Source organism: Limnobaculum parvum (genome assembly GCF_003096015.2).
Taxonomy (GTDB): Bacteria; Pseudomonadota; Gammaproteobacteria; order Enterobacterales; family Enterobacteriaceae; genus Limnobaculum; species Limnobaculum parvum.
Window position 1 is genome coordinate 3,480,567 of the sequence record NZ_CP029185.2, and the last position, 16,009, is coordinate 3,496,575.

At 46.5% G+C, this 16,009-nt stretch carries 10 protein-coding genes and 1 pseudogene; 6 read left to right on the plus strand and 5 right to left on the minus strand.

Features of this window, described 5'->3' with window-relative positions:
• Positions 1-333 precede the first annotated feature (333 nt).
• On the plus strand, positions 334-1,677 hold the full coding sequence (gene gdhA / locus HYN51_RS14705) for an NADP-specific glutamate dehydrogenase (RefSeq protein ID WP_108900706.1): 1,344 nt from the start codon (positions 334-336) through the stop codon (positions 1,675-1,677).
• Between the two features lie 247 nt (positions 1,678-1,924).
• On the opposite strand, the gene rsmJ is transcribed toward gdhA, so the two are convergent.
• Complete coding sequence (gene rsmJ / locus HYN51_RS14710) at positions 1,925-2,671, minus strand: 16S rRNA (guanine(1516)-N(2))-methyltransferase RsmJ (RefSeq protein ID WP_108900707.1); 747 nt, start codon at positions 2,669-2,671, stop codon at positions 1,925-1,927.
• 8 nt (positions 2,672-2,679) lie between these two features.
• A pseudogene (gene prlC / locus HYN51_RS14715) lies at positions 2,680-4,721 on the minus strand (oligopeptidase A).
• Between the two features lie 324 nt (positions 4,722-5,045).
• Between prlC and HYN51_RS14720 the strand changes: the two are divergent.
• The 5 genes from HYN51_RS14720 (at position 5,046) to kdgK (ending at position 10,431) form a co-directional block, all read left to right on the plus strand.
• Complete coding sequence (locus HYN51_RS14720) at positions 5,046-5,888, plus strand: 23S rRNA (adenine(2030)-N(6))-methyltransferase RlmJ (RefSeq protein ID WP_108900708.1); 843 nt, start codon at positions 5,046-5,048, stop codon at positions 5,886-5,888.
• Positions 5,889-5,927: 39 nt separating this feature from the next.
• A complete protein-coding gene (locus tag HYN51_RS14725; protein ID WP_157953054.1) occupies positions 5,928-6,713 on the plus strand; it encodes a hypothetical protein in 786 nt (261 codons plus the stop codon).
• Positions 6,714-6,806: 93 nt separating this feature from the next.
• A complete protein-coding gene (gene gorA / locus HYN51_RS14730; RefSeq protein WP_108900710.1) occupies positions 6,807-8,159 on the plus strand; it encodes a glutathione-disulfide reductase in 1,353 nt (450 codons plus the stop codon).
• 227 nt (positions 8,160-8,386) lie between these two features.
• Positions 8,387-9,325: an inner membrane protein YhjD gene (yhjD, locus tag HYN51_RS14735; RefSeq protein ID WP_108900711.1), complete on the plus strand. Its 939-nt coding sequence runs from the start codon at positions 8,387-8,389 to the stop codon at positions 9,323-9,325.
• Positions 9,326-9,498: 173 nt separating this feature from the next.
• Entirely contained in the window at positions 9,499-10,431 is a 933-nt protein-coding gene (gene kdgK, locus HYN51_RS14740; RefSeq protein WP_108900712.1) for a 2-dehydro-3-deoxygluconokinase, read from the plus strand.
• A gap of 72 nt (positions 10,432-10,503) precedes the next feature.
• On the opposite strand, the gene HYN51_RS14745 is transcribed toward kdgK, so the two are convergent.
• The 3 genes from HYN51_RS14745 to HYN51_RS14760 form a co-directional block, all read right to left on the minus strand.
• On the minus strand, positions 10,504-11,943 hold the full coding sequence (locus HYN51_RS14745; RefSeq protein ID WP_108900713.1) for a M16 family metallopeptidase: 1,440 nt from the start codon (positions 11,941-11,943) through the stop codon (positions 10,504-10,506).
• A gap of 463 nt (positions 11,944-12,406) precedes the next feature.
• Complete coding sequence (locus HYN51_RS14750; RefSeq protein WP_108900714.1) at positions 12,407-13,684, minus strand: dicarboxylate/amino acid:cation symporter; 1,278 nt, start codon at positions 13,682-13,684, stop codon at positions 12,407-12,409.
• A gap of 268 nt (positions 13,685-13,952) precedes the next feature.
• The gene (locus tag HYN51_RS14760; RefSeq protein ID WP_230513984.1) at positions 13,953-15,863 is read right to left on the minus strand and encodes an EAL domain-containing protein; all 1,911 of its coding nucleotides are present in this window, start codon (positions 15,861-15,863) and stop codon (positions 13,953-13,955) included.
• Between the last annotated feature and the right edge of the window lie 146 nt (positions 15,864-16,009).

Here is a 16,009-nt window from a genome sequence, read left to right on the forward strand (position 1 = left end):
CCCTTTTGAATTCTATTACTTCAGATAACTACTTTAATAGAATATTCCCCTATTAATAAATTTGTAACTCACTGTAAAATCATGTGATTATCATGTTTTCAATATATCGAAATAAGTTTTATTACTTATTGAATTTCCATAATTATTGGCTCTAATGATTTTTAGCCTGAGTATAAATAATATTAATCCACCTCAAAAAACGGCTTGCCTTATCACTATTGGTTAGTGTTATATTCGGACAGAACATACATCACATCATGAAGCCCGCAATATTCACTTTCTGAATAGCGTTTTTTCGTGGATAAAATAAAAAAGACATAGGAAATAGCATCAATGAACCATTACTCCACTGTGGACGATTTTCTCGTCATGCTACAAAAACGCGATGGCCACCAACCAGAATTCCTGCAGGCGGTTCGCGAAGTATTCACTTCTCTCTGGCCTTTTTTGAAAGAAAATCCTCGCTATACCGAGCAGGGTTTGCTGGAACGTTTAGTTGAGCCAGAGCGCGTCATTCAGTTTCGCGTTTCATGGGTAAATGACAAAGGTGAAGTTCAGGTTAACCGCGCTTGGCGGGTACAGTTCAGTTCAGCCATTGGGCCATTTAAGGGCGGCATGCGTTTCCACCCATCGGTTAACCTGTCTATTCTGAAGTTTTTAGGTTTTGAACAAACCTTCAAAAATGCACTGACTACCCTACCAATGGGCGGCGGTAAAGGCGGTTCGGATTTCGATCCAAAAGGTAAAAGCAACGCTGAAATCATGCGGTTCTGTCAGGCTCTGATGACCGAACTGTATCGTCATTTGGGTTCTGACACTGACGTGCCTGCCGGTGATATCGGCGTAGGCGGTCGTGAAGTTGGCTATATGGCCGGTATGATGAAGAAGCTGTCTAATAACACTGCCTGTGTGTTTACGGGTAAAGGGCTTTCATTTGGTGGCAGCCTGATCCGTCCTGAAGCTACGGGCTATGGGCTGGTTTATTTCACGCAAGCCATGCTAAAACGCCACGGTTCTGGTTTTGAAGGCCAGCGCGTTTCGGTTTCTGGCTCGGGTAATGTGGCACAATACACCATTGAGAAAGCGATGGAGCTGGGTGCCAGAGTGATTACCGCATCAGACTCTGCCGGTTCTATTGTGGATGAAGAAGGCTTCACGACCGACAAACTGGCTCACCTGATTGATATCAAAAACAGCCGCTATGGTCGTATCAAAGACTACGCTAACGAGCGTGGTTTAACCTATCTGGAAGGTCAGCGTCCTTGGGGCGTTCCCGTTGATATCGCTCTGCCATGTGCCACTCAGAACGAGCTGGAACTGGCTGATGCCAAACTGCTGATCCAAAACGGCGTGAAGGCCGTTGCCGAAGGTGCCAACATGCCAACCACTATCGATGCAACAGAAGCACTGATGGCAGCGAATGTGCTGTTTGCTCCGGGCAAAGCAGCTAACGCGGGTGGCGTTGCTACTTCTGGTTTGGAAATGGCACAAAATGCTGGCCGCGTCAGTTGGAAAGCCGAGAAAGTCGATTTACGCCTACAGCACATCATGCATGATATCCATGAAGCCTGTGTTAATTATGGTGGCGAGAAAGCGCAAACTGACTACGTCAGCGGCGCGAATATTGCCGGTTTTGTGAAAGTGGCTGATGCCATGTTAGGACAAGGCGTGTTATAAAAGTTTCCTACTGGCGATAGCGTATTTCACGTTATCGCCATTTTAACCAAAGGGAACACTGATGAAGAAAAAAACAGTCATTTAAGGCTAGTTGTTGATAACACCAAATCCTCGCCGAAACCTATTCCCACCGATCATGCGTTTTTTTAACCCAGAAGTCATTCAAACTATCAACGTTCTACAAAACAACGATCGCACGGGAACCCGATGACGATTAAGTTTGCCATCGGAAGCAGTTAAAATTTACCTACAGTGTGACGTAGAGATCAAACCGATGACTCTTGGTGTTAATCGATGCCTGCGGCTTAACGTTGGCTAACGGTGGAGCATAATCAGGGCGCTTTACTACCACGCGCTTTTTCGCCAATTGACAGGCGGGTTCCAACAGGCCATCAGCATCTAAGTCTTCGCCCACTAGCGACTGGAACACTCTCATTTCCTTTTTCACCAATGCACTTTTTTGCCGATGAGGAAACATAGGGTCAAGATAGACCACATCAGGGGCAGGCTGAATCGAAGATAATGCCGTCAGGCTGGACGCATGTAGTAATGTCAGGCGCTGTTGTAACCAGCCGCCAATTTCTGCATCCGCATAGGCCCTCTGCAAGCCATCGTCCAGCAATGCTGCCACCACCGGATTGCGTTCCAGCATTCTCACCTTACAGCCGACAGATGCCAATACAAAGGCGTCACGACCTAAACCCGCCGTGGCATCGACCACATCCGGTAAATAGCCACCTTTAATACCGACCGCTTTTGCTACCGCTTCACCTCGACCGCCGCCGAACTTGCGTCGATGGGCCATCGCGCCAGCAATAAAATCGACATAAATAGCGCCCAGTTTAGGCTCATCACGTTTACGTAATTCGAGGCGCTCTGGCGTTAGCACCAGCGCCATAATAGCCTGTTCGTCGGAGATCAAACCCCAGCGGTTGGCTAAAAGTGATAAGGCGCCGGAATCGGCGCCTGCTTCACAAATTAAACTCACTGACACGAGAAACGTTATCCCTTTATGCCGTAATGGCGCAGCATGGCATCAAGCGCTGGCGCACGACCACGGAAATTTTTGAACAGCGTCATCGGTTCATCAGAACCGCCCTGAGACAGAATATTGTCTAGGAAAGACTGGCCGGTTGTGGCGTTGAAAATACCTTCTTCTTCGAATCGGGAGAAGGCATCAGCAGACAGCACTTCAGCCCACAAATAGCTGTAATAACCTGCCGCATACCCCCCCCAAAGATGTGGCTGAACGCGTGCGGGAAGCGGCCCCAGCTTGGTGAAGGCATTACTGCTACCTGCTTTTTCACTTCTGCTAGGGTTTCCATAATTTGTGCTCCCTTCTGCGGTAGATACTGATAGTGCAGGCGGAAATCAAACAGACCAAACTCCAGTTGACGCAAAATGAACAGCGCCGCCTGATAGTTTTTAGCTGCCAGCATCTTATCCAGCATTTCCTGCGGCAGAGGCTCACCGGTTTGATAGTGACCGGAGATAAAGGCTAATGCTTCAGGCTGCCAGCACCAGTTTTCCATAAACTGACTTGGTAACTCGACCGCATCCCATGGAACGCCGTTAATACCGGAAACGCCCGCGGTATCAATTTTAGTCAGCATATGGTGAATGCCGTGGCCAAACTCATGGAATAGTGTGGTCACTTCATCATGAGTGAACAGCGCAGGCTTATCACCCACCGGACGATTAAAGTTACAGGTCAGATAGGCCACTGGCTTTTGCAGATGACCATCGGCATAGCGCAGGCTGGTAACGCAGTCATCCATCCAGGCTCCACCGCGTTTATGTTCGCGGGCATAAAGATCCAGATAGAAGCTACCGCGCAGTTCACCGTTGGTATCAAACAGGTCAAAGAAACGAACTTCAGAGTTCCAGAAATCAACGTCTTTGCGCTCTTTCGCCGTCATACCAAATACGCGCTTCAATACTTCAAACAGCCCTTGCATCACCCGCGCTTCTGGGAAGTAAGGTCGCAGTTGTTCATCGCTGATGGCGTAAAGGTGTTGCTTCTGTTTTTCGCTGTAATAGCTGATGTCCCAAGGCTCAAGCTCGGTTTTACCAAAATGTTCTTTGGCAAACGCTCGCAGGTCCGCCAGCTCTTTTTCACCCTGCGGGCGCGCTCGTTTAGCTAAATCATTCAGGAAATCTAGTACCTGCTGTGGGTTCTCGGCCATTTTGGTTGCCAGAGACTTATCCGCATAGCTGTTAAAGCCCAGCAGTTGTGCCAGTTCATAACGCAATGCCAGCAGCTCTTCAATTATTTGGGTGTTATCCCACTTACCCGCGTTAGGGCCCTGATCCGATGCCCGCGTACTGAACGCCTGATACATTTCATGGCGTAATTCGCGGTTATCACCGTAAGTCATGACCGGTAGATAGCTTGGAATATCTAATGTCAACAACCAGCCATCCTGATCTTTGGCTTTCGCCATTTCACGGGCGGCATCCATTGCGCTTTCCGGTAAACCTGCCAGCTCAGCCGGCTCGGTAATCAGTTTGGTCCAGCCCATGGTGGCATCCAGCACGTTATTGCTGTAGGTGGAGCCCAGCTCAGAAAGACGGGAAACGATTTCTCCGTAGCGCTTTTGCTTCTCTGCATCCAGACCAATACCGGATAACTCGAAATCACGCAGGGCATTATCCACCGCTTTCTTCTGCGCTTTGCTCAGGCTATTAAACGCCTCACCCTGCTTCAGGTTGCGATATGCCTGATACAAACCTTCGTGTTGACCAACCCAAGTGCCGTACTCAGAAAGCAGCGGTAAACATTGCTCATAGACTTGGCGTAGTTCTGGGCTATTTTTGACTGAATTTAAATGACTCACTGGCGACCAGATTTGCCCTAACCGATCGTCAACTTCCGCCAATGGCTGGCACAAATTATCCCAAGTAAATGGGCCCGGTTGCGCAACCACTTTTTCCACAGCAGCACGGCAGTCATCAAGGGCTGCTTTAATCGCAGGAACAACGTCATCAGGTGTGATAGCAGAAAATGGGGGAAGCCCCTGGAAGGTCAACAATGGGTTAGTCATAAAACAGTCCTTAAATTTGGCGATAGCACTAACATGTGGACTATTATGGTCGAATTCAATGGCTGGGGATACTAATCCTAATAATAGATATTCCCTTCTATTCGACTAATAGCATAAGAAACGCGGAGATCCACGGGGAGCGGCAATAGCCAACAATGATTTTCACTTTTTATCGGTCAGACAGTTTATACTGGTCACCATAACGCAGCATATCCCCCATATCAGGCCAGAATTTTAGCCAGTATGCTTTGCAGACGATAAATACCTTGTTTGTCATCACCACGGGTGGGGCAACAGGTCAATCACAGGAATGTATAAAACACCATGTTAAGCTATCGCCACAGTTTCCATGCCGGTAACCATGCCGACGTTGTGAAGCACACCGTTCAAAGCCTAATTATTGAAGCGTTCAAAGAGAAAGAGAAACCTTTTCTGTATCTTGATACCCATGCTGGTGCCGGGCGCTATTTTTTAGGTAGTGAGCATGCGGAAAAGACCGGTGAATATCTGGAAGGCATTGCCCGAATCTGGCAACGAGATGATATGCCCGCCGAGCTTGAAGCTTACATGTCTGCGGTTAACGCCTATAACAAAGGCGGTTATCTGAAATATTATCCTGGTTCGCCGCTGATTGCCCGTCACCTGCTCCGAGAGCAAGACCAACTGCATATGACTGAGTTGCACCCGACAGATTACCCCCTGTTGCGCCACGAGTTTCTAAAGGACGATCGCAGCAAAGTTTTACGTGCTGATGGTTATCAGCAACTAAAGTCTCAGCTTCCTCCTCAATCTCGCCGTGGATTTATTCTGATCGACCCGCCTTATGAGATCAAAACTGACTATCAGGCAGTGGTTCAGGGTATTCAGGAGGGTTATAAACGCTTTGCTACCGGTGTATACGCGTTGTGGTATCCGGTCGTGCTGCGCCAACAAATCAAACGTATGGTAAAAGAGCTGGAAGAGACGGGCATTCGACGTATCTTACAAATCGAGCTGGCGGTTCAGCCGGATAGCGATCGTCGTGGTATGTCCGCATCGGGTATGATTGTCATCAATCCCCCTTGGAAGCTGGAACAGCAAATGAATACCGTTTTGCCATGGCTGCATCGCGTACTGGTACCGGAAGGTATTGGTCACACTAAAGTTAGCTGGATTACACCGGAGTAAACACTCATTGAGCGGTTGTGGTACGAGTTGAGAATGGTTATGAAGAGAAATAAGTTAGTCGGTATCAGCCTTTCGGTGATCGCTACCGTGATTTTAGCCGGGTGGCTGGTTTGGCAATTTTTGTTTCCTGCACCTGTGGCTAAATGGGTATTTTATGGTGAAAAACCCTCAGAACTCCGCGGTTACACCTTTCCACCAGCCAAAAGCAGTCGCAATGGTAAACTTGAATCCAAACCTGAAATTCCTGATGGCGATGGCGCACTTCTGACCCTGTGGCCAGATATTAAACGCTGCACCTTAACGGTAAAATCGGGTCAGGAAAACATCAGTGTGACACGTTTTCAGGAGAGCACTCCGGAAGTGGTGCAGGTAGAATATATTGATGAAAACGGTATGCCATCCACGTTGCATGTTCAACTCGGCTATGGCGTCAATTTCTGGACCTACCCTGACCCGGATGCCAATAATGACTTCATTGGTTGGAAGTTTGATAATCTGGCGGGTAAAGCACTTCCCGTTCGTTTTCGCGGTGGAGCCATGATGAAAAAAGTTATCGATGGTACCCAATACAAACGCCAAACTAACGGGCATTGGCTATATGAAAAATATCAGCATGGGAGGGTGTTGGAGTCTAAAGAGTTCAGCACATTACCAGTGGCAAATTCAGAACAGAACCGCCAAGCCGAACTGGCGTTAATTGATAACGCGAACCAGTGGCTAAGCGAAACGTTACAAGATTTATCCGATACCTTGTCGGTTCCTATTCCCGATCAATGGTTAAGCACCAATAGTGACCCCTGTCAGTCAGTGAATACGGATATGTAGCAGTAGATCAGACACTCGGGGCTTTTATTCTCCAACGGGTTGTGAGAACCTTTCTCAATCCCCTCTTAGCTATAGAGAGAAGTAAACAATATCATGACTAAACATTACGACTATCTTGCTATCGGCGGTGGTAGCGGCGGTATCGCCTCTATTAACCGTGCAGCCTCTTACGGAAAGAAATGTGCCATTGTTGAAGCTAAATACCTCGGCGGTACCTGCGTAAACGTAGGTTGCGTACCGAAAAAGGTAATGTGGCATGCAGCACAAATCGCCGAAGCCATCCATCTTTATGGGCCAGACTATGGCTTTGATACCACCGTAAACCGTTTCGATTGGAAAAAATTGATCGAAAGCCGTACTGCTTATATTGACCGTATCCACCAATCCTACGATCGCGTATTGGGTAACAATAAGGTTGATGTAATTCATGGCTTTGCTCGCTTTGTTGATGCCCATACGGTTGAAGTCAACGGTGAAAAAATTACCGCAGACCATATTCTGATTGCGACCGGCGGTCGCCCTTCCGTGCCGTCTATTCCGGGTGCAGAGTACGGTATTAACTCTGACGGTTTCTTTGCTCTGGATGAAATGCCAAAACGCGTAGCGGTTATTGGTGCGGGTTATATTGCGGTGGAAATCGCCGGAGTACTGAATGGTTTAGGGGTTGATACCCATTTGTTCGTGCGCCAACATGCACCTCTGCGTACTTTCGATCCGATGATTGTAGAAACGCTGCTTGAAGTTATGGCGGCTGAAGGCCCTTCTCTGCACACTCAAGCTATCCCTAAAACGATCGTTAAAAATGCCGATGACACCTTAACCCTGCATTTGGAAGATGGTACAGAGCACGTAACAGACTGCCTGATTTGGGCCATTGGCCGTGAACCTGCAACGGATAACATTAATCTGACAGCGGCAGGTATTAAGACCAATGAAAAAGGTTATATCCCGGTTGATAAATTCCAGAATACCAACGTGGCGGGTATCTATGCCGTTGGTGACAACACGGGTGCCGTTGAGCTGACGCCGGTTGCCGTTGCCGCAGGCCGTCGTTTATCTGAGCGCCTGTTTAACAACAAACCGGATGAGCATCTGGATTACACCAATATTCCTACCGTGGTATTCAGCCACCCCCCTATCGGCACCATTGGTCTGACTGAAGGTCAGGCGCGCGAACAGTACGGTGACGAGCAGGTAAAAGTGTACAAATCATCCTTTACCGCAATGTATACCGCGGTGACTTCTCACCGCCAGCCATGCCGAATGAAACTGGTATGTGCCGGTAAAGAAGAGAAGATTGTTGGTATTCACGGTATCGGCTTCGGGATGGATGAGATCCTTCAGGGCTTTGCGGTTGCTGTTAAAATGGGCGCAACCAAAAAAGACTTTGATAACACCGTTGCGATTCATCCGACGGCGGCAGAAGAGTTTGTTACCATGCGCTAATCGCGCTGCGATAAATCAATCGAAACCCGAATATTCCTGCAATATTCGGGTTTTTTATTGCATTATCGGCGAAAGAAGTCCATTACCCCGCCTTTTTATTGCAGCACCATTACCCTGCTGTTTTATCCCGATTTTTGTCGATATAAATAAACTTTGCTATTATCAATCAGATAACAGTAAATGCGGCGATTTCCTCAGCCACCCGAACGAATAGAAAGAACTTCCTAATGAATCGCACGATAAAAACAGCCACTCGGATAATAGACAGAATCAAAGCCATCCCCAGCATTGCACACTTGCTGCGCGCTACCGAACGCTTTAACGATCGTCTGGGAAGCCAGTTTGGTGCCGCAATTACTTATTTCTCTTTTCTATCGCTGATCCCTATTTTGATGGTCTCTTTTGCCGCCGCCGGTTTTGTGTTGGCTTCCAACCCTGAGCTATTGGCTGAGCTTATCAATAAAATTGTCACCAGCGTTTCTGACCCTAATCTGGCAACCACGCTGGAAAATACGGTCAATACCGCCATCCGCCAACGTACTACTGTTGGTTTAACCGGTCTGCTAGTGGCGCTCTACTCGGGCATCAGTTGGATGGGTAATTTACGCGAAGCCATTCGCGCACAAAGTCGGGATGTCTGGGAGCGTAATCCGGCGGAGGAAGACAAATTCTACTTTCGCTATATTAAAGATTTTATCTCCCTAACCGGGTTAGTGGTTGCGTTAATTGTGACTATTTCCCTCACCTCTGTTGCCGGTTCAGCCCAGCAGGTCATTGTTAATGCCTTAGGGCTAGGGGGCATCGTCTGGCTCAGACCGGCTTTAACACTCATCGCCCTGACGGTTTCCATTACCGCTAACTACTTTATGTTCCTGTGGATATTTTGGATGTTGCCGAAACAGCGCCCCAACCTTAAAGCATTATTAAAAGGCAGCCTGCTGGCGGCAATCGGTTTTGAAGCGATCAAATTCATCATGACCATTACGTTACCACAGTTGGCTCAATCTCCTTCTGGTGCTGCTTTTGGGTCAATTATTGGCTTACTGGCATTTTTCTACTTCTTCGCTCGTTTAACCTTATTCTGCGCCGCCTGGATTGCCACCGCGCAGGAAAATCAAAAAATAACTGATGCCAATAGCGGTCAAACACCACCAGAGTCGATCTAGCAGATAACTGACTCGCTTTATGCGATATTACCAAGACAAACGCACCCGCTTTTTTCTAAAAAAGCGTCATCCCACAATTATTGAAACAATGTTTTATTTTTTCTTGACTATCCCCTGCTAAGTTATAAAACTAATCCCAATGACCAATAAAATTAAGACTGGGATGCCACACAATGACCACCAAAAGAATTGCCGTTATTGGCGAATGCATGATTGAACTCTCTGAAAAAGAAAATAATGTCAGCCGTGGATTTGGCGGAGATACCCTGAATACCTCTGTATATATTGCTCGCCAAGTGCCGGACGATAAGTTGGCGGTACATTATGTTACTGCTCTGGGAACTGACGTTTTCAGCGATCAAATGCTGACCACTTGGCAAAAAGAAAAGGTTAAAACCGACTTAATTCAGCAGTTGGATGACAAAATGCCGGGCCTCTATTATATCGAGACCGATGACACTGGCGAACGTAAATTCTATTACTGGCGTAACGATGCCGCAGCGCGTTATTGGCTGACTCGCGATAAGTCCGATGAAATTTGCCAAAAGCTGGCGCATTTTGATTATATCTATCTGAGTGGAATCAGTGTCGCAATCCTCAATCAGGAAAGTCGCCAGAAACTCATTGGTCTACTGAAAGCCTGTCGGAGTCATGGTGGCAAAGTTATTTTTGATAACAACTACCGCCCGCGTCTGTGGCAAAGCCGTGAAGAAACACAGCAGGTTTACCATGATGTACTTTGCTGCACCGATATTGCCTTCCTGACTTTAGATGATGAAGATGCTCTGTGGGGCGAAGAACCGTACGAAAATGTCATTACCCGTACTCAGGCACTCGGGGTGAGCGAAATCATCATTAAGCGCGGCGCAGACTCCTGTATCGCCGCTACCGGTAGCGATCGGGAAGACGTTCCTGCGATTAAACTGGCTAAAGAGAAGGTGGTTGATACCACTGCTGCCGGTGACTCTTTCAGCGCAGGCTACCTCGCCGTTCGTTTACAGGGTGGAAAGGTCGTTGACGCGATTAAACGCGGCCACCTAACCGCCAGTACAGTTATTCAGTATCGCGGGGCAATTATTCCGCTGGATGCAATGCCCGCGCTCTGAGAAAAGATCAAATAAAAAAGCCCCGATGCTGAATTTTTCAGTCCGGGGCTTTTCTTTTACTTATTACTCAAATCACTTAGCTTCTTCCGCCTTTGGCGTCATGATTGAATCGAGTAAATCCGCTAATACTTTAACATTCTCTTCAGGCTCACCGGCAGGCTGAGTCAGCACCATTGTTGGCTTGAGACTCAGTATTTGATGAATGCGAGAATTAACATCCGTTATCGTCAGCGCACTAAGAAACTTCTGATTCAACTGCTGATAGGATTCTGGATCGACAGCGATAGAGCCGCTTTTATGGATCAGCAGACGCTGATTCATAATCTCAGTGGTATCGGTTTTGGCGTAAGTGGCAATCGTCTTATTCAACTGCTCTTTTTGCGCTGCGACTAAAGTTTTCAGTTCAGCTTCGGTGATGCCTTCTTTATCCAGCTTCACCAGCTCAGCACCCAGCTGTTTCATACTGCTTTTCAGCGCAGGCAGTTGCACATCCAGCGTCATATTGCATTTATAACGTTGAAACTGTACCTGACACTCAATATCCAGTGGTTCACCCTTCAACACGGTACGCCCAAGCTTCTGGTTCAGACGATTTTTAATCATGTCATTGGCAATCATACTCAACCACTGGCGCTCTAACGAAGTGGTCGTCACGACCGGATGCCATGGATCATCCCATAACAGCCTAATGCGATCTTTTGTCACGCCCTGAGATGAAAAGCTAACGGGTGTTGGCGGTAATGCGCTGAGTACCGCAATGGTCGCCGGGGTCTCTCGCTTACCGCTTAAGCCACCAAAAGCCTTATTAATCTGATCGTTCAACACCCGGCGGTCAACATTGCCCACCACATACAGCGTCATGGCATCCGGGGTATACCATTTGCTGTAGAACTCACTCAACTGTTCTGCTGTCGCGTCTGCAACAATGGCTTGCCCTGGCTCATGGCCTATTAAAGGTGAGTTTTTAATGCGATAACGCCACCAAGCATCGTTCAGCCCAGATGGCAGCATAACCAATGGTGAAGCAAACTCACTCCGGATGGCCTGAATTTGCTCGTTTGTCACGGTAGGCCGGTTCACTGCATCCGATAACCAACTGAATGCCTCTTTCAATATTTCTGGCCGGTTATTTGGCAGACTCAAATTATAGCGAGTGTAATCGTAGGAGACTTCGACCAGTGACTTTGGCCCCACATCAGGAATAATTTGGGAAAACAGCGTTTGCATTCCCGCACCGCTAAAATGCTCGGTACGAGACGTTGCCAGACGCGGTAACAAATAGGAGAAACCCACTTGCGGAATACTCTCCTGTAGAGAGCCGGCATTGATTTCTAATCGAATTTCAATCTTATCACTTGGCCGATGTGGGGTAGCAAGTACTTGCCATCTAAATCCATTTTCCAATTTTCCTTCTTGCCATGCTGGATCGGTTTTTAATGGCTCTGCCTGAGCAGCTCCCGCCATTATCAACACGCATCCACCTAAAGCGGACCATAAAAACTTACTATGCATACTGAAACCTCATTTACTGCTTATATCAACCCGACAACATCAATGTGATTGTCTGACAGCTAATATTTGCATCCTTGTCGTTTTTGTTATTGAAAGAAGCAGGCTGTCGAGATGTCACTTAATGCTACTATCATTTAAATAAGAAAACTGATGGCTAACTTGCAAACAGAGACATTATGCAGAGAATACCGCCAGCAGCAAGCCGTCGGAAGGAAATGAAGCAACGCTTGATTATAAAATAAACAGTTTTATTGCATATGAAATTATATCTGAGAAATGATTTATTTCCACATAAGCTAAGTCCAATTATAGCTAATCCTATTCCATATCAATTTTAGTGGTAAAAAACGGTTCACTGTCCCCACTTATCTCTCATACCGATAAAAAACACCCCAAAGTTGATGTCCAACTTTTGGGGTGCAGTTCGCAAGGTGAGGATCTTTCATTTAAACGAGGTGACTAATTAGGCAATTTTAGTCTCTTTGAAACCCTGATTGTCTAACTCATCATGCAGTTTCTTTTCGTCTAACTGACCGCACCATTTAGCAACAACAACCGTTGCTACGCCATTACCAATCAGGTTAGTTAACGCACGGGCTTCTGACATGAAGCGATCGATACCCAGAATTAACGCTAACCCAGCCAGTGGTAGGTGACCCACCGCAGAGATGGTTGCAGCCAATACAATAAAGCCACTGCCTGTTACCCCAGCGGCACCTTTGGATGACAGGAGTAACACCACCAACAACGTGATCTGGTTAAACACGCTCATCTCGGTATTCGTTGCTTGAGCGATAAAAACCGCCGCCATAGTCAGATAGATGGACGTTCCATCGAGGTTAAACGAGTACCCCGTAGGGATAACCAGTCCTACAACCGATTTCTGACAGCCTAAACGTTCCATCTTATCCAGCATTCTTGGTAATACAGACTCAGAAGAAGAAGTACCCAGAACGATCAGGAGTTCTTCTTTGATATAGCGGATAAATTTGAAGATATTGAATCCAAAACCCTTGGCAATTGCACCAACCACAAACACGATGAACAGCACACAGGTGATATAGAAGCACAGAATTAACTGTCCTAATTGCACCAGAGAACCTACACCATATTTACCGATAGTAAAGGCCATTGCACCAAATGCACCAATAGGTGCTAGGCGCATGATCATATTGATAATGCCAAAAATCACGCGGGAGAAGCTGTCGATAACGTTAAAGACTAACTGACCCTTTTCACCCAGACGATGCAGGGCAAAACCAAACAGCACGGCAAACAGTAGAACCTGAAGAATGTTACCGCTTGCAAACGCACCGACTACGCTACCCGGAATAACATCCAGTAAGAATGAAACGATACCTTGTGATTTCGCTGCATCTGCGTAAGCAGCAACAGCGCTGGCATCCAATTGTGATACATCAATGTTCATACCTGCGCCGGGTTTGAGCACGTTTACTACGATCAGACCAATCAACAGGGCCAATGTACTCACGATTTCAAAATAGAGTAACGCGATGCCGCCCGTACGGCCTACAGCCTTCATGTTCTCCATTCCGGCAATACCGGTAACAACAGTACAGAAGATAATCGGTGCGATAATCATTTTAATCAGTTTGATAAAGCCATCACCTAACGGCTTCATTGATGCACCAATCTCAGGACAAAAATGCCCCAACAGTACCCCAGCCGTTATTGCAATTAACACCTGAATATAAAGTGATTTGAAAATATTTAATTTCATGATGCTTTCCTTATTTTTATTAGCAACACGGTGTAGAGCGCTGGAAAATAACATCCAATTAACACAATGGATATTAATTTATTGATTAACCAATGGGGAAAAATCAGAAATATGAACTGGATCGCATCACAACTGCTGGTTTTACGTACTTTATGGTCAAAAATTGGTTAATGGGTATTTTTCAATCTCTGTTGATCGGTGACCGTGTATTTATTAACAATATTAACAATTTCGTCAACGTCATACCTTCACGGCAATATCGATTTTCTTAATAATAGGAAGACAGGTACTTTTCCTTAAACATTTCATAGGGAAGCGCTCGGGAAAAAAGATAGCCCTGAGCAAAATGCATACCGTGCGACAGTAGCCAATCAGCCTGCTGTTGAGTTTCCACTCCTTCGATCACCACCTTCAGGGAAAGAATTTGGGCAATAGAATTCACAATTTGTACCAGTTCGTCATCGTCTGGTAATCCATCCACAAAGCTCTTATCAATTTTCAGTTCATCCACCGGTAAGTGACTAAGATAATTAAGATTACAGTAGCCTGTACCAAAATCATCTAATGCAATAGAAATGCCTAGTTCGCGCATTTTTATTAATGTTGGCAGTACAGCCTTTAAATCATAAATATTGGCTGTTTCTGTCAGTTCCAGAATGAGCTTGTTTGGGCAGAAATCGTAGCGTTGACACAACCTACTCAACTGTTCAATTAAATCAGGCTGCTGCAACTGCAATACCGATAGGTTAACGGATAGCGTCAACGGAATAGCCTGTTGTTTCCAGTGGGCGAGTGTCGTACAAGCCTCTTCCAACACCCATAACCCTAACTCAAGAATTAATCCGGTCTCTTCTGCCAATGGAATAAAATCCCCCGGATAGCGGATATCATCTTCAGCATAATGCCAACGGATCAATGCTTCTGCCCCATAAGGCTGGCCGGTAGCCATATTGACCTGAGGTTGAAGATAAAGGCGGAACTGATTCTCTTTCATTCCGCGAACGACTTCATTCTCCATGATCAACCGTTGCTGAATATCATTGGTCATATCCGGTTCGAAAAACAGAACCTGATTTTTCCCCCGCCGTTGAGCTAATAGCATCGCTGCCTGAGCATGGGCAATCAGCCCATCAGGTTCTTCACTATCATTGGGGTACTGTGTAATACCAATGCTAACGGTCGGCTGATACTGATACTCATTAATGCTAAGCGGTGAAGTCATATTTTTGATCAGGCGCTGCGCCAGTTGCATGGCGTGTAACGGGCTTTCCAACGACTTGCTGAGTACAATAAACTCTTCCCCATGAAGCCTCGCCAGCAGAGTATGTTCACCCAGCACTTCTCTCATGCGCTGAACCGCATCGATTAGACCAAGATTTCCCTGCTCTTGCCCCAACGCCTGATAGACCTCTTTAAAGGAATCTAAATTAATAAATAGCAGGCTAAACGGCTGCTTTTCATGGCTACTGTTCATCAACTGCTGCTTTAAAAGCTCCTGAAACAGCGTGTAATTGGGCAAATCGGTAATAGGATCCCGCGTACTCAGGCGGGTCAACTGGTGATGAGCCTGTACCAGTGCTTGTTGATTACGGTTATAACTGCGTACCAGCACCCCCAGCTCATCATCCTGATGGTATCGGGGCAAAGTCAGTTGATGAGACTGAATGTTTTCTATCGGCAGCGTACGGAGGTCATCCGCGATAGCCCGCAGTGGATAAACTAACAAACGATTCAGGCACCAACTGATAGCAATCGAAAGCATAAACGCCAGCAGCAAATAGGCAACCAATAAGGTTGAAAATCGCTTTAGCGTATATTGATAAAGTTTGTAGGAATCCGCCTCCAGTACCAGATACCCCATAGGTTGGGGATCGATAGCATTGTATTCTGGAGAGTAGAGTGGAATCAGTGAAACGACGGGAAGTGCCAATAGCTGTTCTACCACATGAGGGACTTTACCATTGGGCCCGCGTTGGCTGTGAACAGAAACCAACTCTGTATTCACAATTAAATTGGCTTTGGTTAAAAACTCCAGCTCCATCAGATTATCCAACGCGCGCTGGATCTCTTTCATGTTTCTATCCCATAGCGCGCGTTCCAGAGGCTGCGAAACAGAATAGCTAATATTGTCGAGCTGGATGTGGTAAACCTCTTTACGCTGCTGAATAAAATCAAACATTTGTATTACGATAAATATACAAATTGTCGCCAGAGCAACGACTGTTACTAGCGACATCTGCTTGATTGTCAGCGAACGCTTTACCTGCAAGTTTTTATCTCCAAATGACCTGATAACTGAACCATATATTTACACACTTGGCGATG

Excerpts from the sequence above, each read along its gene's own strand:
- HYN51_RS14745 (WP_108900713.1), bottom strand. The coding sequence starts at position 11,943 with ATGCATAGTAAGTTTTTATGGTCCGCTTTAGGTGGATGCGTGTTGATA.
- gdhA (WP_108900706.1), top strand. The coding sequence starts at position 334 with ATGAACCATTACTCCACTGTGGACGATTTTCTCGTCATGCTACAAAAA.
- gorA (WP_108900710.1), top strand. The coding sequence starts at position 6,807 with ATGACTAAACATTACGACTATCTTGCTATCGGCGGTGGTAGCGGCGGT.
- HYN51_RS14725 (WP_157953054.1), top strand. The coding sequence starts at position 5,928 with ATGAAGAGAAATAAGTTAGTCGGTATCAGCCTTTCGGTGATCGCTACC.
- HYN51_RS14750 (WP_108900714.1), bottom strand. The coding sequence starts at position 13,684 with ATGAAATTAAATATTTTCAAATCACTTTATATTCAGGTGTTAATTGCA.
- yhjD (WP_108900711.1), top strand. The coding sequence starts at position 8,387 with ATGAATCGCACGATAAAAACAGCCACTCGGATAATAGACAGAATCAAA.
- kdgK (WP_108900712.1), top strand. The coding sequence starts at position 9,499 with ATGACCACCAAAAGAATTGCCGTTATTGGCGAATGCATGATTGAACTC.
- HYN51_RS14720 (WP_108900708.1), top strand. The coding sequence starts at position 5,046 with ATGTTAAGCTATCGCCACAGTTTCCATGCCGGTAACCATGCCGACGTT.
- HYN51_RS14760 (WP_230513984.1), bottom strand. The coding sequence starts at position 15,863 with ATGTTTGATTTTATTCAGCAGCGTAAAGAGGTTTACCACATCCAGCTC.